21 protein-coding genes are annotated in these 21,881 nt (G+C 70.6%); 14 read left to right on the top strand and 7 right to left on the bottom strand.

What is annotated here, in order from left to right:
- The first annotated feature begins 226 nt into the window (after nucleotides 1-226).
- The 10 genes from FHX80_RS12005 (at nucleotide 227) to FHX80_RS11960 (ending at nucleotide 8,430) form a co-directional block, all read left to right on the top strand.
- Entirely contained in the window at nucleotides 227-1,192 is a 966-nt protein-coding gene (locus tag FHX80_RS12005; RefSeq protein ID WP_145764198.1) for a Rossmann-like and DUF2520 domain-containing protein, read from the top strand.
- Nucleotides 1,189-2,217, top strand: a complete 1,029-nt coding sequence (gene panC, locus FHX80_RS12000; RefSeq protein WP_145764197.1) for a pantoate--beta-alanine ligase — start codon at nucleotides 1,189-1,191, stop codon at nucleotides 2,215-2,217. The genes FHX80_RS12005 and panC overlap by 4 nt, the downstream gene beginning before the upstream one ends.
- A complete protein-coding gene (locus FHX80_RS11995; protein WP_145764196.1) occupies nucleotides 2,214-3,947 on the top strand; it encodes an L-aspartate oxidase in 1,734 nt (577 codons plus the stop codon). Before panC ends, FHX80_RS11995 begins: the two co-directional genes overlap by 4 nt.
- Before the next feature lie 2 nt (nucleotides 3,948-3,949).
- A complete protein-coding gene (gene nadC / locus FHX80_RS11990; RefSeq protein ID WP_145764195.1) occupies nucleotides 3,950-4,993 on the top strand; it encodes a carboxylating nicotinate-nucleotide diphosphorylase in 1,044 nt (347 codons plus the stop codon).
- Entirely contained in the window at nucleotides 4,993-5,790 is a 798-nt protein-coding gene (locus FHX80_RS11985) for a type III pantothenate kinase (protein ID WP_145764194.1), read from the top strand. Before nadC ends, FHX80_RS11985 begins: the two co-directional genes overlap by 1 nt.
- 149 nt (nucleotides 5,791-5,939) lie before the next feature.
- A complete protein-coding gene (locus tag FHX80_RS11980; protein WP_145767237.1) occupies nucleotides 5,940-6,524 on the top strand; it encodes a hypothetical protein in 585 nt (194 codons plus the stop codon).
- A 60-nt stretch (nucleotides 6,525-6,584) separates the two neighbouring features.
- Nucleotides 6,585-6,764, top strand: coding sequence for a hypothetical protein (locus tag FHX80_RS11975; RefSeq protein WP_123460042.1), 180 nt, complete (start codon nucleotides 6,585-6,587; stop codon nucleotides 6,762-6,764).
- 124 nt (nucleotides 6,765-6,888) lie between these two features.
- A complete protein-coding gene (locus FHX80_RS11970) occupies nucleotides 6,889-7,383 on the top strand; it encodes a BlaI/MecI/CopY family transcriptional regulator (RefSeq protein ID WP_145764193.1) in 495 nt (164 codons plus the stop codon).
- Nucleotides 7,384-7,392: 9 nt separating this feature from the next.
- Nucleotides 7,393-7,950 carry an amino-acid N-acetyltransferase gene (locus tag FHX80_RS11965; RefSeq protein WP_145764192.1) on the top strand — a complete coding sequence of 186 codons (558 nt, stop codon included), beginning with the start codon at nucleotides 7,393-7,395 and terminating at the stop codon, nucleotides 7,948-7,950.
- A gap of 144 nt (nucleotides 7,951-8,094) precedes the next feature.
- A complete protein-coding gene (locus FHX80_RS11960; RefSeq protein WP_024494064.1) occupies nucleotides 8,095-8,430 on the top strand; it encodes a histone-like nucleoid-structuring protein Lsr2 in 336 nt (111 codons plus the stop codon).
- Here FHX80_RS11960 and FHX80_RS11955 read toward each other — a convergent pair.
- Nucleotides 8,409-9,029 carry an SCO3374 family protein gene (locus tag FHX80_RS11955; protein ID WP_145764191.1) on the bottom strand — a complete coding sequence of 207 codons (621 nt, stop codon included), beginning with the start codon at nucleotides 9,027-9,029 and terminating at the stop codon, nucleotides 8,409-8,411. The two genes, FHX80_RS11960 and FHX80_RS11955, sit on opposite strands and share 22 nt — an antisense overlap.
- A gap of 430 nt (nucleotides 9,030-9,459) precedes the next feature.
- On the opposite strand from FHX80_RS11955, the gene FHX80_RS11945 reads away from it, so the two are divergent.
- The 3 genes from FHX80_RS11945 to FHX80_RS11935 all read left to right on the top strand — a co-directional run bounded on the left by FHX80_RS11945 (nucleotide 9,460) and on the right by FHX80_RS11935 (nucleotide 14,384).
- Nucleotides 9,460-11,988: an ATP-dependent Clp protease ATP-binding subunit gene (locus tag FHX80_RS11945; RefSeq protein ID WP_145764190.1), complete on the top strand. Its 2,529-nt coding sequence runs from the start codon at nucleotides 9,460-9,462 to the stop codon at nucleotides 11,986-11,988.
- A 107-nt stretch (nucleotides 11,989-12,095) separates the two neighbouring features.
- Nucleotides 12,096-13,253 carry an outer membrane protein assembly factor BamB family protein gene (locus tag FHX80_RS11940; protein ID WP_244318229.1) on the top strand — a complete coding sequence of 386 codons (1,158 nt, stop codon included), beginning with the start codon at nucleotides 12,096-12,098 and terminating at the stop codon, nucleotides 13,251-13,253.
- Between the two features lie 435 nt (nucleotides 13,254-13,688).
- Nucleotides 13,689-14,384: a M23 family metallopeptidase gene (locus tag FHX80_RS11935; RefSeq protein WP_145764188.1), complete on the top strand. Its 696-nt coding sequence runs from the start codon at nucleotides 13,689-13,691 to the stop codon at nucleotides 14,382-14,384.
- 102 nt (nucleotides 14,385-14,486) lie between these two features.
- On the opposite strand, the gene FHX80_RS11930 is transcribed toward FHX80_RS11935, so the two are convergent.
- A complete protein-coding gene (locus FHX80_RS11930; RefSeq protein ID WP_145764187.1) occupies nucleotides 14,487-15,071 on the bottom strand; it encodes a TetR/AcrR family transcriptional regulator in 585 nt (194 codons plus the stop codon).
- Nucleotides 15,072-15,192: 121 nt separating this feature from the next.
- Between FHX80_RS11930 and FHX80_RS11925 the strand changes: the two genes are divergently transcribed.
- Nucleotides 15,193-16,761, top strand: coding sequence for an MDR family MFS transporter (locus FHX80_RS11925; protein WP_145764186.1), 1,569 nt, complete (start codon nucleotides 15,193-15,195; stop codon nucleotides 16,759-16,761).
- Nucleotides 16,762-16,857: 96 nt separating this feature from the next.
- Here the strand turns inward: FHX80_RS11925 and cseC are convergent, their stop codons facing one another.
- From cseC to FHX80_RS11900, 5 genes are all read right to left on the bottom strand, one after another.
- Nucleotides 16,858-18,252, bottom strand: a complete 1,395-nt coding sequence (gene cseC / locus FHX80_RS11920; protein ID WP_244318228.1) for a two-component system sensor histidine kinase CseC — start codon at nucleotides 18,250-18,252, stop codon at nucleotides 16,858-16,860.
- Entirely contained in the window at nucleotides 18,249-18,956 is a 708-nt protein-coding gene (gene cseB, locus FHX80_RS11915) for a two-component system response regulator CseB (protein WP_145764185.1), read from the bottom strand. Before cseB ends, cseC begins: the two co-directional genes overlap by 4 nt.
- A 10-nt stretch (nucleotides 18,957-18,966) precedes the next feature.
- Nucleotides 18,967-19,707 (bottom strand): hypothetical protein, encoded by a 741-nt coding sequence (locus FHX80_RS11910; RefSeq protein WP_145764184.1) that lies wholly within the window; start codon nucleotides 19,705-19,707, stop codon nucleotides 18,967-18,969.
- Nucleotides 19,695-20,330, bottom strand: coding sequence for a SigE family RNA polymerase sigma factor (locus FHX80_RS11905; protein WP_145764183.1), 636 nt, complete (start codon nucleotides 20,328-20,330; stop codon nucleotides 19,695-19,697). Before FHX80_RS11905 ends, FHX80_RS11910 begins: the two co-directional genes overlap by 13 nt.
- A 279-nt stretch (nucleotides 20,331-20,609) precedes the next feature.
- Nucleotides 20,610-21,512, bottom strand: coding sequence for an HhH-GPD family protein (locus FHX80_RS11900; RefSeq protein ID WP_145764182.1), 903 nt, complete (start codon nucleotides 21,510-21,512; stop codon nucleotides 20,610-20,612).
- Between the last annotated feature and the right edge of the window lie 369 nt (nucleotides 21,513-21,881).

The raw sequence follows: 21,881 nt of genomic DNA, 5'->3' as shown, positions 1-21,881 counted from the left end.
CGACCGGTTCGTCCGACCGGTTCGTTCAGCCGGTTCGTCCGACCGGCCCGTCCGACCGTCCGGCCCCCGTCGGAGCGGCCAGGACCGGCCCGGCCCGTGCCGCGGGCGTCGGGGCCCGGAGTTTTCCACAGCCTGTGGACAGACGGGAGCCGGGCGAAACGCTGGCGTAGCATGCAGAGAAATCGTCCGGTACCCCCCGCGGACTGGAACGGAAGGCCACTGCCGCGTGAATGAAACAGCCCCCAAGGAGCCCCTCGACGCGAGGGACCGCCCCGCCCGCCTCACCGTCGGCGTCGTCGGCGCAGGCCGTGTCGGCCCCGCGCTGGCCGCGGCCCTGCGGCTCGCGGGACACCGCCCCGTCGCCGTCTCGGGCGTCTCCGACGCCTCGGTGCGCCGCGCCGCCGCCCTGCTCCCCGACGTCCCCCTGGTGACGCCCGCCGAGGTCCTGGCACGTGCCGAGCTGGTCCTGCTGACCGTCCCCGACGACGCCCTGCCGGGCCTCGTCGAAGGCCTTGCCGAGACCGGCGCGGTCCGGCCGGGACAGCTGATCGTGCACACCTCGGGGCGGTACGGGACGAAGGTGCTGGACCCCGCGCTGCGGGCCGGCGCCCTGCCGCTCGCACTGCACCCCGCGATGACGTTCACCGGCACCTCGGTGGACGTCCAGCGGCTGGCCGGCTGCTCCTTCGGTGTCACCGCCCCCGAGCAGCTGAGGCTCGCCGCCGAGGCGCTGGTCATCGAGATGGGCGGCGAGCCCGAGTGGATCGCCGAGGAGTCCCGCCCGCTCTACCACGCGGCTCTCGCCCTCGGCGCGAACCACCTGGTCACCCTGGTCGCCCAGTCGATGGAGCTGCTGCGCACGGCGGGGGTCGCCGCCCCCGACCGGATGCTCGGCCCGCTGCTCGGCGCCGCGCTCGACAACGCCCTGCGCTCCGGTGACGCCGCCCTGACCGGCCCGGTCGCCCGCGGCGACGCCGGCACGGTCGCCGCGCACATCGGCGAGCTGCGCACCCACGCCCCGCAGACGGTGGCCGGGTACGTCGCGATGGCCCGTGCCACCGCCGACCGCGCCCTCGCCCACGGCATGCTCAAGCCGGAACTCGCCGAGGACCTGCTCGGCGTCCTGGCCGACGGCGGCCGTACCGGGAGCACCGGCAGCACAGGCAGCACCGGACCGGAGGAGTCCCGATGACCGACCCCGTCGCCGCCACCCTGCTCCGCACCGCCGCCGAACTGGAGGCGTACGCCCCCGCAGCGCCGGGCGCGCCCCGGCCCGAGCGCGCCGTCGTGATGACCATGGGCGCCCTGCACGAGGGCCACGCCTCCCTGATCCGTACCGCACGCGCGGTTGTCGGCCGGGCCGGCCAGGTCGTCGTCACCGTCTTCGTCAACCCGCTCCAGTTCGGGGAGGCCGCGGACCTCGACCGCTACCCCCGCACGCTCGACGCCGATCTCGCCCTCGCGGGCGCGGCCGGTGCCGACGCGGTCTTCGCCCCGTCCGTGGACGAGGTCTACCCCGGTGGGGAACCGCAGGTCCGGATCTCGGCCGGTCCGATGGGCGAGCGCCTCGAAGGGGCCGCGCGCCCCGGGCACTTCGACGGCATGCTCACCGTCGTCGCCAAGCTGCTCCACCTCACCGGCCCGGACCTGGCGTTCTTCGGGCAGAAGGACGCCCAGCAGCTCGCGCTGATCCGCCGCATGGTGCGCGATCTGAACTTCCCCGTGGAGATCGTGGGGGTGGAGACGGCCCGGGAGCCCGACGGCCTCGCGCTCTCCAGCCGCAACCGCTTCCTCGACGCGCACGAGCGCCACACCGCCCTCGCCCTGTCCCGGGCCCTGTTCGCCGCCCGCGACCGGCTCGCCGCCCAGCAGGCGCTGCACGCCCGCGCGCTGGCCGGCGGGGGGAGCGAGGACCGGGCCGCCGGGCTCACCCGGCTCGGCGAGGCCCGGCTGGCCGCCGACGCGCAGGCCGTCGCCCGGGCCAGGCCGGACGGCGGACCGGCCGCCGTGCGCGCCGCCGCCCGCGCGGTCCTGGACGACGCGGCGGCCGAACAGCCCCCGCTGGCCCTCGACTACGTGGCGCTCGTGGACCCGGCGGACTTCACCGAGATCCCCGACGACCGCACCGCGGGTGACGCCGTGCTCGCCGTCGCCGCGCGAGTGGGCGCCACCCGGCTCATCGACAACATCCCGCTGACCTTCGGAGCCACCACGTGACCGGAATACGGCTGACCGCCCCCGCCCCCGGCTGGTCCATCGACGCCGATGTCGTGGTGGTCGGCTCCGGCGTGGCCGGCCTCACCACCGCGCTGCGCTGCGCCGCCGCGGGCCTCACCACCGTCGTGGTCACCAAGGCCCGCCTGGACGACGGCTCGACCCGCTGGGCACAGGGCGGTATCGCGGCTGCCCTCGGCGAGGGGGACACCCCCGAGCAGCACCTGGACGACACCCTGGTCGCGGGCGCGGGCCTGTGCGACGAGGCGGCGGTACGGACCCTGGTCACCGAGGGCCCCGACGCCGTACGGCGGCTGATCGGGACCGGCGCCCACTTCGACACCACGGACGACGGCACCATCGCGCTGACCCGCGAGGGCGGCCACCACCGCCGCCGCATCGCCCACGCGGGCGGTGACGCGACCGGTGCGGAGATCTCCCGCGCCCTGGTCGAGGCGGTCCGCTCGGCAGCCCTGCACACCGTCGAGAACGCCCTCGTGCTCGACCTCCTCACCGACGCCGAGGGCCGTACGGCCGGTGTCACCCTGCACGTCATGGGCGAGGGCCAGCACGACGGCGTCGGCGCGGTCCACGCCCCCGCGGTGGTCCTCGCCACCGGCGGCATGGGCCAGGTCTTCTCGGCCACCACCAACCCGTCGGTCTCCACCGGCGACGGTGTGGCGCTCGCACTGCGGGCCGGCGCGGAGGTCTCCGACCTCGAGTTCGTCCAGTTCCACCCCACGGTCCTCTTCCTCGGCGCCGGGTCGCAGGGCCAGCAGCCCCTGGTGTCGGAGGCGGTACGGGGCGAGGGCGCCCACCTCGTCGACGCGTCCGGTACGCGCTTCATGCTCGGGCAGCACGAGATGGCGGAGCTCGCCCCGCGCGACATCGTCGCCAAGGCCATCACCCGCCAGGCGCAGCTGAACGGCACCGAGCACATGTACCTCGACGCCCGCCACTTCGGCGCCGAGATGTGGGAGCGGCGCTTCCCCACCATCCTGGCGGCCTGCCGGGCCCACGGCATCGACCCGGTCAACGAGCCGATCCCGGTCGCCCCGGCCGCGCACTACGCCTCCGGCGGCATCCGCACCGACCTGCGGGGACGGACGACCGTGCCCGGTCTGTACGCCTGCGGCGAGGTCGCGTGCACCGGTGTGCACGGCGCCAACCGGCTGGCCTCCAACTCGCTCCTCGAAGGACTGGTGTTCGCCGAGCGCATCGCGGCCGACATCGTCGCGGACCGCCCCCACGCGGGCGCCGAGGCCGTCGTCGCCCACCCGGTGACCTCGCCGCTGCCGTCCCCCGAGGCCCGGGGCACGATCCAGCGCATCATGACCCGCGGCGCCGGTGTCCTGCGCTCGGCGGACAGCCTCGCCACGGCCGCGGAGGAGCTGGAGGACCTGCACCGCAGTGCGGCCCTGGAGTCCGGCACGGCCGGGCCGAAGGCCGTGGTGCCCGGCGTCGAGGCATGGGAGGTCGCCAACCTGCTCCTGGTCTCCCGGGTCCTGGTCGCGGCCGCCGGCAGCCGCGAGGAGACCCGCGGCTGCCACTGGCGCGAGGACCGGCCCGAGCGCGACGACGAGAACTGGCGCCGCCACCTCGTCGTACGGCTCACCCCCGAGGCGCTGGTCCTCCGTCGGACGGCTACCGAGGCGTTCGGCCCCGTACGCCCGTCCGGGGCAGCAGACTGCGCAGCAGCAAGCACCACCCACCCCACTCCCGAGGAGCCGTAACCGTGAGCACGCCCGAAGAGAATCCGCGCCCCACACCCGTGGACGTACCGCTGATCCAGATCGGCGCGCCCGCACCTGCCGCGGGCGGCTGCGGCGACGGCTGCGGCTGCGGCGGGGACGACGGCTACGACCCGGACGGGCTGGAGTGCGGCCTGGACCCCACGCTCGCCCAGATCCTCGCCGACGCGGGCCTGGACCCGGTACAGGTCGAGGACGTCGCGCACGTCGCCATCGCGGAGGACCTCGACGGCGGGGTGGACGTCACGACCGTGGCCACCGTCTCCGCGGACGCCGTGGCCACCGGCGACTTCACCGCCCGTGAGGCGGGTGTGGTGGCCGGTCTGCACGTCGCGGAGGCCGTCCTGTCCATCGTCTGCACGTCCGAGTTCGAGGTCGAGCGGCACGTCGAGGACGGCGACCGCGTCGTCGCCGGCCAGAAGCTGCTGACCGTCACCACCCGCACCCGTGACCTGCTCACCGGCGAGCGCGGCGCGCTCAACCTGCTCTGCAGGCTCTCCGGCATCGCCACCGCCACCCGCGCCTGGGCCGACGTGCTCGAAGGCACGAAGGCCAAGGTCCGTGACACCCGCAAGACCACTCCCGGCCTGCGCGCCCTGGAGAAGTACGCGGTGCGCTGCGGCGGCGGGGTCAACCACCGCATGTCGCTGTCCGACGCCGCGCTCGTCAAGGACAACCACGTCATCGCGGCGGGCGGGGTGGCCGAGGCCTTCAAGCGGGTCAGGGCCGAGTTCCCGGACGTTCCGATCGAGGTCGAGGTCGACACGATGGACCAGGTCACCGAGGTGCTGGACGCGGGCGCCGATCTGATCCTGCTGGACAACTTCACCCCGTCGCAGACGGCCGAGGCTGTTGCGCTCGTGGGCGGCCGCGCGGCCCTGGAGTCCTCGGGGCGGCTGTCGCTCGACTCCGCCCGCGCCTACGCCGAGGCCGGTGTGGACTACCTGGCCGTCGGCGCGCTCACCCACTCCTCGCCGATCCTCGACATCGGCCTGGACTTCCGCGACACCGACGGGGCCGACGCCTGATGCTGCTCACCATCGACGTCGGAAACACCCACACCGTGCTCGGTCTGTTCGACGGTGAGGAGATCGTCGAGCACTGGCGGATCTCCACCGATGCCCGCCGCACCGCGGACGAGCTCGCGGTGCTGCTCCAGGGGCTGATGGGCATGCACCCGCTGCTGGGCATGGAGCTGGGCGACGGCATCGAGGGCATCGCCATCTGCTCGACCGTCCCGGCGGTCCTGCACGAGCTGCGCGAGGTGACCCGCCGCTACTACGGCGACGTCCCCGCCGTTCTCGTCGAGCCCGGCATCAAGACGGGCGTGCCGATCCTCATGGACAACCCGAAGGAGGTCGGCGCGGACCGCATCATCAACGCGGTCGCCGCCGTCGACCTGTACGGCGGTCCGGCGATCGTCGTCGACTTCGGCACGGCCACCACCTTCGACGCGGTCTCCGCCCGGGGCGAGTACACCGGCGGTGTCATCTCTCCCGGCATCGAGATCTCGGTCGAGGCGCTCGGCGTCAAGGGCGCGCAGCTGCGCAAGATCGAGCTGGCCCGGCCGCGCAGCGTGATCGGCAAGAACACCGTGGAGGCCATGCAGGCGGGCATCATCTACGGCTTCGCCGGCCAGGTCGACGGTGTCGTCGGGCGGATGAAGAAGGAACTGGCGGCCGACCCCGACGACGTCACCGTCATCGCGACGGGCGGCCTCGCTCCCATGGTGCTGGGGGAGTCCTCGGTCATCGACGAGCACGAGCCCTGGCTCACGCTCATCGGCCTGCGCCTGGTGTACGAGCGCAACGTGTCGCGCATGTAGCCGGTGCCCGGCCGCGAGGCCCTGACCGGCGGCTCACGGCGCGGTGGCTCATCGGAGCCGCCGCGCCGCCCGACGGCCAGTTAAGCGGATTTTGTCCATTTAGCACGTATTGTCGCGTCATGCCCACGCCCTACGGATCACGCGGCGGTATGGCGTTCAGCGCGGACGAGCTGCGAGTGCTCCGACGTGCCCTCGCCATCGCCCTCCACCCCGCGCCCCTGCCCGACGAGGACGTCCAGGACTGCCTGCGACTAGCGGGCTCCGTGGACGAGACGGCCGGCGAGGCCGGACGGCTGCGCGCCTTCCTCCTCGCCGACCTCGTCCGCTACCGAGACGCCCTCCCCGGTTCCCTCAGCGGCTATCTGGAGCTCCTCCAGGACGCCCTGGCCGCCGGGTACGACCCCCGCCCCGAGGATCTGGCCGCGCTGCGCGCCCTGCGCGGTGGGCCGACCGCCGCGGCGCTCCTGGAGCGCTGTCAGGCGCTCGCGGAGAGTTCGGTGCGCGCCCGGCTGGCCGGGCGCTCCGTCTCCGCGACGACCCCGGCGCCCCGCAGCAGGCTGCTCGCGCTGCCCGGCGGCCGTGCCGCGGAGTCCGAGAAGCCGAAGGTTCCGGCGGCCCCGGCCGCCCCGGCCCGTCCGGCGGCGCCGTCCGAACGTCCGGCGCCGAAGCCCTCGGAGGTCTTCCCGCCCCGCCGCCGCCCCGCGCCCCCGCCGCAGCAGCGGGCCGCGGGGTAGCGCGCCGCGACGCGGAGGGGGTGCGCGGAAGTCCGTACCGGCCTCGCTACTCTGGACGGCATGGACTACGTATCCGCGCTCGTGCCCCCCGTGGTGATGGCAGCCTTCTTCATCGGCCTGGTCGTGACGATCGTCAAGAGCCAGGGCGGTCCCAACAAGGCCAAGGAAGACGCGGCCGTGGATGCGGCGATCAGCCGCGCCGAGTCGGCCCACCAGGCCCCGCGGACCGAAGCGGTCTGACTCCGTAAATCCGCGCGCATTGCGCGCGGCATCGTACGAAGGGCGTACGGCTCCGAGCGAGCCGTGCGCCCTTTTGTTGTGCGAATAAACGGCCATTCCAGACATTTAGCACTAGGGTGGCGCTGTGCCCCGTCAATTGGGAGAGCTGGAAGACGCCGTGATGACCCGGGTCTGGCAATGGAACCGTCCGGTCACCGTGCGGGAAGTTCTTGAAGATCTTCAGCGGGAACGGTCCATCGCCTACACCACCGTCATGACGGTAATGGACAATCTCCATCAGAAGGGCTGGGTGCGCCGGGAAGTGGACGGCCGTGCATATCGATATACGGCGGTCTCCACCCGTGCCGCGTACTCGGCCGCACTGATGAACGAAGCCTGGTCCACGAGTGACAACCCGGCTGCCGCGCTGGTCGCGTTCTTCGGCATGATGTCGGCCGAGCAGCGTGAGGCTCTCCGGGACGCCATGCGCATGGTTGTGCCCCTTCCCAAGGACGCCGTACCGCCGACCGGTGAAGCGGTCGATGAACCAGTCGATGAGCCAGTCGAAGAAGTCGTCGATGAACGTGCCGATGAAGGCGTCGAAGCGGCCGATGGGGCGGAGCCGGAGGCCGGGCGATAGCGTCGGCGTATGTCCTCAGAGCTTCCGCAAACCGATTTCCAGACCGAACCGTCGGTTATAAACGCAGCCATCACCGTCCGACGTGCGAGGACGAGCGATGTCGCAGCCGTCCGGCGTCTCCTCGACGGCTACGTGCGCGAAGGCATCCTGCTGGACAAAGCGACGGTCACGCTTTACGAGGACATCCAGGAGTTCTGGATCGCCGAACGTGACGCGGACGCCCGGGTCATCGGCTGCGGCGCACTGCATGTGATGTGGGAAGACCTCGCCGAAGTGCGTACTCTCGCGGTCGATCACAGCGTCAAGGGCGCCGGAGTCGGTCACCAAGTGCTCGACAAGTTGTTGCAGACCGCCCGCTGGCTGGGCGTGCGCCGGGTTTTCTGTCTCACCTTCGAAGTCGACTTCTTCGCGAAGCACGGCTTCGTGGAGATCGGAGAGACGCCGGTGGACGGAGATGTCTACAGCGAGCTGCTGCGTTCCTATGACGAGGGAGTCGCGGAGTTCCTCGGTCTCGAACGGGTGAAGCCGAACACCTTGGGCAACAGCCGGATGCTTCTGCACCTGTGACCGTCGGAAGAACCCCGAGCCCTATGTCCGAATCGCGCACGTTTCCCGTCCTGTTGCGCTCCTGAACCTCTCCCGGGGGTTTGTGTTTTCCGGGGAAAAGCGGTTTCCTTTCCGCGTACTCCATTTTCGATGAAAGGAAATCCGGTGGCACAGAAGGTTCAGGTCCTTCTTGTTGACGACCTCGACGGCGGCGAGGCGGACGAGACCGTCACGTTCGCTCTGGATGGCAAGACGTACGAGATCGACCTCACCACGAGCAACGCGGACAAGCTCCGTACGCTGCTCGAGCCTTACGCCAAGGGCGGTCGCCGTACCGGTGGCCGTGCCGCCTCCGGGCGTGGCAAGGGCCGTGCGGTTCCCGGCGGCAACAAGGACACCGCCGAGATCCGTAAGTGGGCGCGCGAGAACGGCCACAACGTGAATGACCGCGGCCGTGTTCCCGCGGACATCCGTGAGGCCTACGAGAAGGCCAACGGCTGAGCAGCCGGGTCATCGGAGGACAGCCTCGTCCGGGCACGCATCAGTCGGGCCCGGTGGCATTCCGTCGCTACGGCGTCCACGAGCCTGACGAGATCGGGAGCATCCCCACCCCTGCTCCCGAAGCCGGAGAGGGCCGGGAGCACCGGTTCCCCCTCCTGCTCGCGCAGTGGCCAGGGGGGCCGCAGCCATACGGCGGCCCCCGGCGGGCCCGGCCGGCCCGGCGGTGGCGGTGCGGTGATCCGTCCGCCCGTGCCGAGAACGGTCAGCGCGAGGGTGACTGGGCCCCACTCCAGCCAGTCGAGCAGCCCGGGAAGCTCATCCGCGCTCCCCGCTGCCACCAGCAGGCTCATCCGCCGGCCCATGAGCGCCACGGGCCCCGTGCGGCCCACGCGCCGCAGCGCCGCGTGACCCGCGGCGGCGGGGACGACGAGCGCGTCGAACCGCAGCCCGGTCAGCAGCCGCACCGGAGCGACACCGGCGGTGGCCCAGCCGAGCTCCTGCTCGTACCACTGGGCGCAGCCGCCTCGCCGTTCACCTTCGGCACAGCGGTCCCGCTCGGCGGGAAGTGACGTGCGGGGAGGCGGGACGGTGAGGGCCATGCCGGAAGAACTCCCGATCCGGCCCCGGGGTTACGCAGAGTCCGCGACGGAGCGCGTAGTGTGTTCGGGTTGGGGGCGTGCGGGCGCATTCAGGAGTACGAAGATGTTCGCCCGTAGCGGAGGGAACCCACGTACCCCGCATGGACTGTCTGTAATTGCGGGTAAGACATCCCTAGTGGGGAGGGGCGACACGCGGCTACCGGACGTCTCACGTTCGCCATCGGCGTACTGGTGATCGGGGTATCTGCCTGGCCTGCGGGAACATCGTCTCGCACCATCGGGTTGGAGCAGGTGTCGGCGTTCGGGGCAGGAGGCCATCGACGGGTGTCGGCAGTTGAAATGAGCGGTCCCCGCTTGCGGGACTAAGCTGCGGAAGGACAGGGAGGGGATCGACCCCTTACTGCCTGACCGCTCTGAGGAGCGATTAACGATGTTCGAGAGGTTCACCGACCGCGCGCGGCGGGTTGTCGTCCTGGCTCAGGAAGAAGCCCGGATGCTCAACCACAACTACATCGGCACCGAGCACATCCTCCTGGGCCTGATCCACGAGGGTGAGGGTGTCGCCGCTAAGGCCCTGGAGAGCCTCGGGATTTCGCTCGAGGCGGTCCGCCAGCAGGTGGAGGAGATCATCGGTCAGGGCCAGCAGGCCCCGTCCGGCCACATCCCCTTCACTCCCCGAGCCAAGAAGGTCCTGGAGCTGTCGCTCCGCGAGGCCCTTCAGCTCGGCCACAACTACATCGGTACCGAGCACATCCTGCTCGGCCTGATCCGCGAGGGCGAGGGCGTCGCAGCCCAGGTCCTCGTGAAGCTGGGCGCCGACCTGAACCGGGTGCGCCAGCAGGTCATCCAGCTGCTCTCCGGCTACTCGGGCAGCAAGGAGGCGGCCACCGCGGGCGGCCCCGCGGAGGGCACGCCCTCCACGTCCCTGGTGCTGGACCAGTTCGGCCGGAATCTCACCCAGGCCGCTCGTGAATCCAAGCTCGACCCGGTCATCGGGCGCGAGAAGGAGATCGAGCGGGTCATGCAGGTGCTGTCCCGCCGTACGAAGAACAACCCGGTCCTCATCGGCGAGCCCGGCGTCGGCAAGACGGCGGTCGTCGAGGGTCTGGCGCAGGCCATCGTCAAGGGCGAGGTGCCCGAGACCCTCAAGGACAAGCACCTCTACACCCTCGACCTCGGTGCGCTGGTCGCCGGTTCCCGCTACCGCGGTGACTTCGAGGAGCGCCTGAAGAAGGTGCTCAAGGAGATCCGCACCCGCGGGGACATCATCCTGTTCATCGACGAGCTCCACACCCTGGTGGGTGCGGGTGCCGCCGAGGGCGCGATCGACGCGGCGAGCATCCTCAAGCCCATGCTGGCGCGAGGCGAGCTCCAGACCATCGGTGCCACCACGCTCGACGAGTACCGCAAGCACCTGGAGAAGGACGCCGCTCTCGAGCGCCGCTTCCAGCCCATCCAGGTCGCGGAGCCGTCGCTCCCGCACACCATCGAGATCCTCAAGGGTCTGCGCGACCGCTACGAGGCTCACCACCGCGTGTCCATCACGGACGAGGCGCTGGTCCAGGCCGCGACGCTGGCCGACCGCTACATCTCGGACCGCTTCCTGCCGGACAAGGCGATCGACCTGATCGACGAGGCCGGTTCCCGGATGCGCATCCGCCGAATGACCGCGCCGCCGGACCTCCGCGAGTTCGACGAGAAGATCGCGGGCGTCCGCCGCGACAAGGAGTCGGCCATCGACTCCCAGGACTTCGAGAAGGCAGCTTCCCTCCGCGACAAGGAGAAGCAGCTGCTGGCGGCGAAGACCAAGCGCGAGAAGGAGTGGAAGGCCGGCGACATGGACGTCGTGGCCGAGGTCGACGGCGAGCTCATCGCCGAGGTCCTCGCCACCGCCACCGGCATTCCGGTCTTCAAGCTGACGGAGGAGGAGTCCTCCCGCCTGCTGCGCATGGAGGACGAGCTCCACAAGCGCGTCATCGGTCAGAAGGACGCCATCAAGGCGCTCTCGCAGGCGATCCGTCGTACGCGAGCGGGTCTGAAGGACCCGAAGCGTCCCGGCGGCTCGTTCATCTTCGCCGGTCCGTCCGGTGTCGGTAAGACCGAGCTCTCCAAGACGCTCGCCGAATTCCTCTTCGGTGACGAGGACGCGCTGATCGCCCTCGACATGTCGGAGTTCAGCGAGAAGCACACGGTTTCCCGTCTCTTCGGCTCGCCCCCCGGGTACGTGGGGTACGAAGAGGGCGGTCAGCTCACCGAGAAGGTGCGCCGCAAGCCGTTCTCCGTCGTCCTCTTCGACGAGGTCGAGAAGGCCCACCCCGATATCTTCAATTCCCTGCTCCAGATTCTGGAGGACGGTCGCCTGACCGACTCCCAGGGCCGGGTCGTGGACTTCAAGAACACGGTCATCATCATGACGACCAACCTCGGGACCAGGGACATCTCCAAGGGCTTCAACCTGGGCTTCGCCGCCCAGGGTGACGTGAAGACGAACTACGACCGGATGAAGAACAAGGTCAACGAAGAGCTCAAGCAGCACTTCCGGCCCGAGTTCCTCAACCGTGTCGATGACACCGTCGTCTTCCACCAGCTCACCGAGGAAGACATCATCCAGATCGTCGACCTCATGCTCGCCAAGGTGGACGAGCGGCTGAAGGACCGCGACATGGGCATCGAGCTCAGCGCGGAAGCGAAGTCGCTCCTGGCGAAGAAGGGCTACGACCCCGTGATGGGCGCCCGGCCGCTGCGCCGGACGATCCAGCGCGAGATCGAGGACATCCTCTCCGAGAAGATCCTCTTCGGTGAGCTGCGTGCCGGTCACATCGTGGTCGTCGGCGTCGAGGGCGAGGGTGACGAGAAGAAGTTCACCTTCCGCGGCGAGGAGAAGTCGGCTCTGCCCGACGTCCCCCCGATCGAGCAGGCGGCAGGCGGCTCCGGCCCGAACATGACGAAGGAAGCGTGACAGGCGCGTAGCGCCCGAGCGCATCGAAGGGGCTGCCCCGGACCGGTTTCGACCGGTCCGGGGCAGCCCCTTCTCCGTGCGCGAGGTGCGCGAGGTGCGTGAGGTGCGTGAGGTGCGCGAGTGACGGGCCCGAGGACGACGCGCCCGGCGGTGGCGGCGGCACACAGAGCCCAGGGACGGGGACGGGGACGGGCAAGCCCGGGGAAGGGGCCGGCACGCCCGCGCCGGGCGGCACACCCCGGGCCCGGTGGCAGGTCCCCTCGACGAACGACGGACTGGTCGCGATCACCGCACTCGCCGTGGCCGGCAACGTGGTGGTCGTGGCGGGCGACCCGCTGGTGGGGCGCGACCTGTCCACCGGCAAGGAGGTGTGGTCCCGCAAGGACGTCACCACCCCCGGCGCCAACATGCTCATCGGCGACGGGACGCTCTACCTCGCGAGCGCGAAGTACGACGGGAACGTCGTCGGCCTGAACCCCGCGACGGGCCGGGAGACCTGGCGGAGCCGGCTGGGGGACAAGTACTCCCAGCCCCGGGTCATCGCCGTGGACGCCAACCACGTCTACGTCGTCGCGGGGATCCTGGACAAGGAATTCCGGACGCCGGACAACGTGATCGCCGCGATCGACACCACATCGGGCAAGGTCGTCTGGCGCGAGCAGCGGGACCACGGGACGGAGGAGAACGGCATCACCGCGGTGGTGGCCGGCGGCCGTCTCGTCTACACCGACTTCCGGGAGAACCTCACGGTGCGCGACGCCGCGACCGGGCGCCAGACCTGGACGAAGAAGATCGGCCGGTCCAACAACCGCTCCTTCGCGGTCCACGACGGACTGGTCATCCTCGCCAACGGGGACCGGATGCGCGCCTACGACCTGGCCGACGGCAAGGAGCACTGGTCCTTCGGGACCGAGGAGTTCGGCCGGTTCAACGATCCGGCGGTCCTGGACGGCGTTCTCTACGCCTCCGACAGCGTTCACGGCCTCTGGGCGGCCGACTCCGCGACCGGGAAGAAGATCTGGCACCACGTGGGCCTCCTGGAGATCGCCGTCCCCTGGCAGTTCGCCAAGGTGGGCGACGTCCTCTACGGGGCGACGGAACTGGACGAGCACGGCGGCATCCATGCCTTCGACGCAGGCACCGGGAAGCTGCGCTGGACCTACGACGACGGCAGCGGCGACGTCCAGCAGTGGTACCTGGCGGCAGCGGGCAAGCAGGTGGTGGCCCTGCACGCCAAGAAGGTGACCGGCCTGTCCGCCGTGTAGCGCGAGGTCCCGGGGCCGTGATCGGCCCCGGGCCGAAGGTCCCGAAACGGACAGCCCTTGGTCCCACGGCCGGTGACAAGGCGCACAGCCCTTTCGGGGCCTACTAGGCGCCTTAGGAGAAAAGGGCTTGATCGCGAAAGGGGCCTTTGGCCCCGCATTCGGAGGGTCTTTCGGGGACGCGGGACGAAGTGCCCGAATGGCAGCGTTGTGTCCGATTAGTTCGGTTTCAAGCTGGGGTTAAACCTGTCCCGGCGAAGACTTTCGGTGGTGGGTGCGAGGGGTGATCCGGGACCTGCCGCGGCGAATTCCCGAGGCTCCGACTACGGCTTTTCATCGTAGATGGGGGGGTTGAGTACTGGCGGGGGTGCGGGTTACCAAGGAATGGCCAGCCCGGTTCGAATGCCGGGTCCAGTCATCTTCGGAGGTTTTCCGCCTATGTCGAAGCGCGTTACGTTCAAGCACTCCCACCGTCCGTCCGCCTCCCGTGTGCGTGGCGCTGTGGTGGCGGCCGGTCTGGGGACGTCGATGGTTCTCGGTGCGGGCGCTGCGTTCGCGGTCGGCACGACGGGGACCATCGGCGCCGCGAGCCTGGTGAACGCCGGCGCGGCCGAGTCGGTCGCCCAGCAGGCGGCCGCGCAGGGCAAGGCGGCCAAGGTAGCCGAGCAGGTGGCTGTCAAGAAGGCCGAGGCCGAGAAGGCCGCCGCCGCGAAGCTGAGCTGGGTGACCCCGGTCTCCCAGTACGAGCTGAGCGCGAGCTACGGCAACGACGGCAGCCGCTGGGCACACAAGCACTCCGGCCAGGACTTCGCCGTGCCGATCGGCACCAAGGTCGCGGCCGCGCACAACGGCACCGTCGTGAAGGCCGGCCCGAACGGTGGCGGCGACGGTCCCGCGTACGGCAACGCCATTGTGATCAAGCACGGCAACGGCACCTACTCGCAGTACGCGCACCTCTCGCAGGTCGACGTGCACATCGGCCAGTCCGTGGAGAAGGGCCAGAAGATCGCCCTCTCCGGCAACACCGGCAACTCCAGCGGCCCGCACCTGCACTTCGAGATCCGGACCACCGCGAACTACGGCTCCGCGGTCAACCCGGTCTCCTACCTGCACAAGCAGGGCGTCTCGGTCTGATCGGGCCGCGACACCGCAACCGCGTCCCGACCTGATCGGGCCGCGACAGCACAACCGTGTCCCGGTCCGGTCCGATCCGATCGGACCGGGACACGGCGACCGTTACCGGTCGGCACCCGGGTCATGCGCCCGGGTCACCAGATCGACGGCGACCTCGAGGACGGCCTTGCGCTTGTCCTCGGCGTCGCCGTCGATGTCTTTGAGCCCGAACATGCCGGCGTGCAGGGTGAAGATCGCGCTGAGGCACCGCACCTGATCGGTGAGCGGGGCGTCGGGATCCTTGATCAGGTCGACCAGGCCCAGCACCCGGTCCTTGATCGTCGCGCCGATGCTCAGGTCGCGCACGGTCGCCTGGTTCTCCTGCATGAAGCGGAAGAGCGGGGCGGCCTTGGTCAGCGCTTCGCTGTAGCGGGCGAGGATCTCCTTCTTCGTCTCCAGGGTGCGCGGCTGCTCCCGGCCCCAGGCGATCACATCCGTGACGGGCCGGTTGAGGTCCTCGAAGATGCTGACGAGGATGTCTTCCTTCGTCTTGAAGTGGTAGTAGAGCGCGGCCTTGGTGACGTCCAGCTTCTCGGAGATCTCACGCAGTGAGGTCTTCTCGTAGCCCTGCTCGGCGAAGAGTTCCAGAGCGACGTCCTGGATGCGCTGGCGGGTGTTGCCCCGGCGTGGCTGCGACGTGCTGCTCATGGCGCTCTCCCATACTTACTTGACGCCCGGCTAGTTACGGGAGTACTTTCCCCCACTGTAGTCAACTAGCCGGGCGTCAAGTAAGTGCGCGGTGTGCAGGGGATCAGGGGAGTTGGGGAACATGTCGGACCTGAAGACGGCGACGGGGACGGGCGGGAAGGCAGCCGACCGCAAGCCGAAACGCGAGCCGCAGCAGCGCAGCGTCCGGGTGGTGATGCTCGCCCTGATGATCGCCATGCTGCTGGCCATGCTCGACAACCTCATCGTCGGCACCGCGATGCCGACCATCGTCGGTGACCTCGGCGGGCTGGAGCACCTGTCCTGGGTCGTCACCGCCTATACCCTGGCCACCGCCGCCTCCACCCCCATCTGGGGCAAGCTCGGCGACATGTACGGCCGCAAGGGCATATTCCTCACGTCCATCGTGCTCTTCCTGATCGGCTCGGTCCTCAGCGGAATGTCCCAGGACATGGGCCAGCTGATCGGCTTCCGCGCGATCCAGGGCCTCGGTGCCGGTGGTCTGATGGTCGGCGTCATGGCGATCATCGGTGACCTGGTGCCGCCTCGCGAGCGCGGCAAGTACCAGGGCCTGATGGCCGGCGTGATGGCGATCGCCATGATCGGCGGACCGCTGGTCGGCGGCACCATCACCGACCACCTCGGCTGGCGCTGGAGCTTCTACATCAACCTGCCGCTGGGCGCCGTCGCCCTGGGCATGGTCACCGCTGTACTGCACCTGCCCAAACAGGAACGCACCAAGTCGAAGGTCGACTATCTCGGCGCCGGGCTGCTGACGGTCGGCATCACCTCGATCGTGCTGGTCACCACCTGGGGCGGCTCGCAGTACGACTGGAACTCCGCCGTCATCATGGAGCTCATCGCGATCGGTGTCGCGTCGCTGGCCGGCTTCCTCTTCGTCGAGACGAAGGCCGCGGAGCCGATCATCCCGCTGCACGTCTTCCGCAACCGGAACTTCACCCTGATGTCCGTGGTCGGCTTCATGTCGGGCTTCGTGATGTTCGGCGCGGTGCTCTTCCTGCCGCTCTTCCAGCAGTCCGTCCAGGGCGCCTCCGCGACCAACTCGGGACTGCTGCTCCTGCCGATGCTGCTGTCGATGATGATCGTCTCGCTGATCGCCGGCCGGATCACCACCAGCAGCGGCCGGTACAAGATCTTCCCGATCGTCGGCTCGATCCTGATGGTGGCCGGTCTCTTCCTGCTCTCGCAGATGGACACCGGCACCACCCGTTTCACCTCCGGCATCTACATGGCCGTGCTCGGAGCGGGCATGGGCTTCCTGATGCAGATCACGATGCTCGTCGCGCAGAACAGCGTCGAGCTGAAGGACATGGGCGTCGCCTCGTCCGCCACCACCCTGTTCCGTACGCTCGGCAGCTCCTTCGGCGTCGCCATCATGGGTGCGCTGTTCACCGGGCGGGTGCAGGACGAGATGGTGGCCCGTGGCGGCGGGGCGGCCACCACGGCGTCCGCCCAGCTGGACGCGGCGAGTCTGGCGAAGCTGCCGGTCCCGGTGCGTGAGGCGTACGAGTTCGCGGTGTCGTCCGGTACGCACCTCGCCTTCCTGGTGGGCGCCTCGGTCGGCCTGATCGCCGTGGTGGCGTCGCTGTTCGTCAAGGAGGTGCCGCTGCGGGGAGCGGGTCCGGAGCCCGTCGCGGACGCGGCGGGCTGATCCGGCCGGCTGCTGTCCGACACGGGGAGGCCCCGGGGTGCGCGCACCCCGGGGCCTCCCCGTCGCCGTGTCCGTCCGTTCGTCCGTCCGGACCGCTCAGAGGCCGTCGGGCGACCTGCGATCGGGGCCCTTGCCGCTACCGGTGGCCGTCCTGCCGTTCGATTGGGGGCCGCGCTGTTCGGCCAGCTGGAGCAACGGATAGCTGCCGGTGTCGGTCGGCGCGTGCTCGGGCAGCCACAGCACGGCGATCGCCCCGCCGTTGCCCTTGACCGCGCCCTCGGGGGCGGCGTTGCGGAAGGTCAGCCGGGCGCCGAGGACCCGGGCCTGACCGGCCGCGATCGTCAGCCCCAGCCCGTGGCCGTGCCCGGCCCGGTCGCTGCTTCCGGTACGGAACCGGCTCGGGCCCTCCCGCAGCAGGGCCGCCGGGAAGCCCGTGCCGTGGTCGCGGATGCGCACCACCCGGCCCTCGACCGTCACCTCCACCGGGGTGGAGCCGTGCTTGGCGGCGTTGACCAGCAGATTGCCCAGAATGCGCTCCAGCCGGCGCGGATCGGTACTGACCCACGACTCGTGGACCACCTGGACCCGCACCTCCGGGTTCAGCAGCGCGATCCGGCGGCTGACGAAGTCGCCCAGCGCGACCTCCTGCAGCTCGGCCCGCTCGGACGCACTGTCCAGCCGGGCCACCTCCAGCACGTCCTCGACCAGCGTGCGCAGCGCCTGCGCCCGGTCCCGTACGAGCTCCGTCGGGCGGCCGGGCGGCAGTAGCTCGGCCGCCGTCAGCAGCCCCGTCACCGGGGTGCGCAGTTCGTGCGCGATGTCCGCGGTGACCCGGCGCTCGGCCTCGATCCGCTCGTTCAGCGCGTCCGTGAGGGCATCCACCGCCCCGGCCAGCTCATCGGTCTCGTCCCGGACGACGCCGCCGACGGCGTCCCGGACCCGGACCTCCGTATGGCCCTGTGCGACCGTCCCGGCCGCAGCGGCCGCCTTGCGCAGCCGGCGCGACAGCTGGCCGCCGATCAGCACACCCAGCGCTGAGCCGCCGAAGACGACCGAGACCGATCCGATGATCAGGGCCCGGTCGAGATCGCCCATGATCATGGTGGAACGGTCGGCGAAACGGGTGTGCAGCGAGAGGACGTCGCCATTGGCCAGCGGTACGGCTGCCCAGACGTCAGGCACCCCGCCGCCGTCCTCCACATGCGTGGCACGCCGGTTCTTCCGGGTCTCCTGGCGCAGGCTCTTCGGCATCGTCGGATCGTTGAGCTTCGCCCCGAAGCGGGGGTCGGCCTTCTTCGTCTTCGTCGCCTCGTAGAGCAGTTGGGCGTAGGTCAGCCGCTCCAGCTGGACCTCGCGGGCGTTCTCCAGCATCGAGACCCTGGCCGCGTTGTGCACGACCAGGCTCAGCGCGACCGCGATCAGGGCGCCGACCGCGGCGATCGCGATGCTGATCTTCCAGCGGACACTCGTCCGCAGGACCGGCCGCCTCATGCCCTGAGCTTGTAGCCGAAGCCGCGGACCGTCTCGATCCGGTCCTGGCCGATCTTCGTGCGCAGCCGCTGCACATGGACGTCCACGACCCGGGTGTCGCCACCCCAGCCGTAGTCCCAGACCCGTTCCAGCAGCTTGTCGCGGGAGAGCACCGTGCCGGGCGCGGCCGAGAACTCCAGCAGCAGCCGCATCTCGGTCGGGGTCAGGCTCACCTGCTCGCCGCCCCTGCGCACTTCCATGCCTTCGGTGTCGATCTCCAGGTCGCCGAAGACCAGCACACCGCCACCGGGCCCGGCCTCGGTCTCGGCGGCGCCGCCCGGCCGGCCGCCCGACGCGTGGCCGAAGCGGCGCAGCACGGCGCGGATCCTGGCGACCAGCACCGCGCCGTCGAAGGGCTTGGTGACGTAGTCGTCGGCCCCGGCCTCCAGGCCGAGCACCACATCGATCGAATCGGCACGGGCCGACAGCATGATCACGGGAACCGTCGACTCGTCCCGGATGCGACGGCACAGGCTCACCCCGTCCAGTCCGGGCACCATCACGTCGAGCAGGGCGATATCGGGCCGGTCGGCCCGGAACGCGTCGAGTCCCCGGAGACCGTCGGGCATCGCGGTGACCACGAAGCCGTCCCGTTCCAGCGCCAGCTGGGTGGCCTCGCGGATGACGTCGTCGTCCTCGACGAACAGGACATGGGTCTCGGCCATCGGAACGCTCTCAGTTCTTCGTCGGGTCCGTGGGCTCCGGGAGTTCCCCTTCCCCGGTACCGACGGCTCGGTTGAAGTCGTTGTGCACCCGGTCCTGCTCGCTGAACCGGGTGTTCGCCCAGTGGTACGTGATCACTTCCTCGCCCGAGGGATAGGAGACCGAGTCCTTCTTCCCGTAGACCTGCGTCGTCACCACCAGATCACCGCGGTCGATGGTTCCGTAGACGGCGGGCTGCTCGGTGGTGAACACGTTCTCGTACGTGCCGTTGCCGCGGGGCCGGTACACATAGGTGCCGACGCCCACCGAATCGCCGCAGGTCATGACGTTCACCACGACGTCGGCGGAGGGGCCGCCGGTCAGCTTGCCGTACGAGGTGTCCACCGGGTACTCCTTGCCGGTGCAGGGCTTCAGGTCCGTCCGGACCCGTTCGCTCACCCTCGTGTCCGCCTTGAGCAGGGCCACGGCGTCGACCCGGGGGGTCGGCTTGGCCCTGGACGGTGTCGTGGGGGTCGGCGTGATCTGCGCGACCGGCTGGGTGCCCGCCGGGCCCTCGTCGCGGGTGCCGGTGCCACCGGTGGAGCAGCTGACGGCGAACAGGCCGATGACGGCGAGCCCGGCCAGAGCCGTACCGCTCGCCGCCCATCCGGTGGGGAGCCGTCCGTCCCCGTCACCGGTCCTGTTCCCGCTTCGCCCGTCGGTGACCGCGCCGTCGATCCCGTCGCCGTCACCGCCGCCTGTCAGGCCGCGCACCGCTCCCGCCCCCGCTCGTCATGACGCCCGATCCCCGGCGTCCCGGTCTGTGCCCGAGGCCGCACCGGAGCTGCCGCACGGACGGCCGGCCTGTGCTCCCGGTCCTCGCGGATCCGGGCCACCCGGCCGGCCTCTTCCCTGCTCTCCAGTTCCTGGCGCAGCCGCGCCAAGGCGCGGTGCAGGGTGCTCTTCACCGTACCGGCCGACATTCCGAGCGCCGCGGCGGTCTCCTCCGTGCTCATCTGCTCCCAGTGTCGCAGCACGACGACGCTGCGCTGCTTGGGAGCCAGTACGCCCAGAACGTCCATCAGCAGGGCGCGGTCGGCACGCTGCTCGGTGCCGTCCTCGACGCTGGCGTCGGGGAGCTGCTCGGTGGGGACCTCGTCCAGCTTGCGGGCCCGCCACCACTCGGTCCGGGTGTTGATCATGACGCGACGCAGATAGGCGTCGGCGAGGGACTTGTCGGCGATGCCGTCCCAGCGGCCGAAGGTGCGGGCCAGGGCGGTCTGCAGCAGGTCCTGCGCGTCCACGGGGTCGGGGACCAGCCGGCGTGCGCTGCGCAGCAGCGCCTCCTGCCGGGTACGCACGTACTCCTCGAATCCGAGCACCTCGCCCTGCGCCATAACAACCGCCTCCGTCCCCGTGGATCCCCGTGGTACCGCTGCCAGCCGCTTGGTCGTCGGGCTGACGTCGGTGACGCTACGGAGCGGTTGTCACGGGCCTGTGCGGAGCAGCCATACGCCGACGCACGGCTGCCCATCGGTTGTGTAACAGCACAGGAGGAGTGGGACAAAGGGCCCTTATGGCCGTGGGTGAGGCCGTTACGGGGGTGCGGGCGAGGCCGTTACAGGGGTGCGTTACGGGCCTGCCCCCGGGGCCGGGCGGGAGGTCCCGCCCGGCCGTCAGGTCAGCGGCAGCCGGTACTGGCCGCCGGCCAGTGGTTCGACGAGGCCGTCGGCGACCAGGCCGTCCAGCGCACGGGCCCGCTGCACCGGTTCCTCCCACACGGCGTCCAGCGCCGACTGCGGCACCGGTGTCACCGTCTCGCGCAGCACGGCGAGCAGCCTGCCGCGCACCTGCCGGTCCGTACCGGCGTAGGTCTGGCCGCGGCGCGGGGGCCCTTGGTGTGCGGGCTTTCCGGCCAGCCGCCAGGCACACTGCGTGGCGATCGGGCAGCGCGTGCAGTCCTCGTTCTTCGCGGTGCAGACGAGGGCCCCGAGCTCCATCGTCGCGGCGGCCCACTGCGCCGCCTGCTCGCTCTCGTCGGGGAGCAGCGCGCGGGCGAGCTTGCGCTCGGCGGCGGTGGTCGCGTTCGGCGGGTACTGGATGCCGGTCGCGGCCCGCGCGAACACCCTGCGGACGTTCGTGTCGAGGACGGCGTGCCGCTGCCGGTACGCGAACGAGGCCACGGCCGCCGCCGTGTACTCACCGATGCCGGGCAGTGCGAGCAGCTGGGCGTGCTCGCTCGGTACGTCGCCGCCGTGTCGTTCCGTTATTGCCTGGGCGGCCCCGTGCAGCCGCAGCGCTCGCCGGGGGTAGCCGAGCCGGCCCCAGGAGCGGACCGCCTCGCCGGGAGGGTCCGCCGCGAGGTCGGCGGGGCGCGGCCAGCGGGCCAGCCACTGCTCGTACACCGGGAGCACCCGGTTGACGGGGGTCTGTTGCAGCATGAACTCACTCACCATCACACCCCAGGCGCCCGCTTCGGGGCGGCGCCAGGGCAGATCGCGGGCGTGCTGGTCGAACCACCCGATGACGGGGGTATGGAGGGAGGCGGGGGTCGTCTGTGTCGCTGTCGTGGCAGTCATCGCACTCCCGATCCTGACACGGAAGGGCGGACGACGGTCCGGGGCACGGGGGTGTCACCCCTCATAAGAGCCCTTGGAGTGATAGTGCCACCCGTCTGTCCCCACGCCACCGGACCTCCGATCCGGCAAGTGGCCGCACACCCCCGGATCCGGTTGCGGCAAGTGGCCGCATCGGGCCCGTCGGTCCGGCCTCCGCTCCACCGGGGGCGTCGAAATCCACCGTTCCGGGTTCCGTCCGCAGCGTTCCGGGTTCCGTTCGGATGTGAACCGTCCGCGTGACGGAGGGTAGGCATCCGGCCCCCTTGGTCACGTTGGGCGATCACCGTTGTGGGCGCTTCGTGGACGCCGGGAGCGGGGAACGGGCCGTCC

This window comes from Streptomyces brevispora (genome assembly GCF_007829885.1).
GTDB classification, from domain to species: Bacteria; Actinomycetota; Actinomycetes; order Streptomycetales; family Streptomycetaceae; genus Streptomyces; species Streptomyces brevispora.
The sequence above is the reverse complement of the archived record's forward strand: the minus strand, read 5'-3'. Positions and strand labels throughout refer to the sequence as shown.

Excerpts from the sequence above, each read along its gene's own strand:
- panC (WP_145764197.1), top strand. The coding sequence starts at position 1,189 with ATGACCGACCCCGTCGCCGCCACCCTGCTCCGCACCGCCGCCGAACTG.
- FHX80_RS11985 (WP_145764194.1), top strand. The coding sequence starts at position 4,993 with ATGCTGCTCACCATCGACGTCGGAAACACCCACACCGTGCTCGGTCTG.
- FHX80_RS11980 (WP_145767237.1), top strand. The coding sequence starts at position 5,940 with ATGGCGTTCAGCGCGGACGAGCTGCGAGTGCTCCGACGTGCCCTCGCC.
- FHX80_RS11975 (WP_123460042.1), top strand. The coding sequence starts at position 6,585 with ATGGACTACGTATCCGCGCTCGTGCCCCCCGTGGTGATGGCAGCCTTC.
- FHX80_RS11965 (WP_145764192.1), top strand. The coding sequence starts at position 7,393 with ATGTCCTCAGAGCTTCCGCAAACCGATTTCCAGACCGAACCGTCGGTT.
- FHX80_RS11955 (WP_145764191.1), bottom strand. The coding sequence starts at position 9,029 with ATGGCCCTCACCGTCCCGCCTCCCCGCACGTCACTTCCCGCCGAGCGG.
- FHX80_RS11945 (WP_145764190.1), top strand. The coding sequence starts at position 9,460 with ATGTTCGAGAGGTTCACCGACCGCGCGCGGCGGGTTGTCGTCCTGGCT.
- FHX80_RS11935 (WP_145764188.1), top strand. The coding sequence starts at position 13,689 with ATGTCGAAGCGCGTTACGTTCAAGCACTCCCACCGTCCGTCCGCCTCC.
- FHX80_RS11930 (WP_145764187.1), bottom strand. The coding sequence starts at position 15,071 with ATGAGCAGCACGTCGCAGCCACGCCGGGGCAACACCCGCCAGCGCATC.
- FHX80_RS11925 (WP_145764186.1), top strand. The coding sequence starts at position 15,193 with ATGTCGGACCTGAAGACGGCGACGGGGACGGGCGGGAAGGCAGCCGAC.
- cseC (WP_244318228.1), bottom strand. The coding sequence starts at position 18,252 with ATGAGGCGGCCGGTCCTGCGGACGAGTGTCCGCTGGAAGATCAGCATC.
- cseB (WP_145764185.1), bottom strand. The coding sequence starts at position 18,956 with ATGGCCGAGACCCATGTCCTGTTCGTCGAGGACGACGACGTCATCCGC.
- FHX80_RS11905 (WP_145764183.1), bottom strand. The coding sequence starts at position 20,330 with ATGGCGCAGGGCGAGGTGCTCGGATTCGAGGAGTACGTGCGTACCCGG.
- FHX80_RS11900 (WP_145764182.1), bottom strand. The coding sequence starts at position 21,512 with ATGACTGCCACGACAGCGACACAGACGACCCCCGCCTCCCTCCATACC.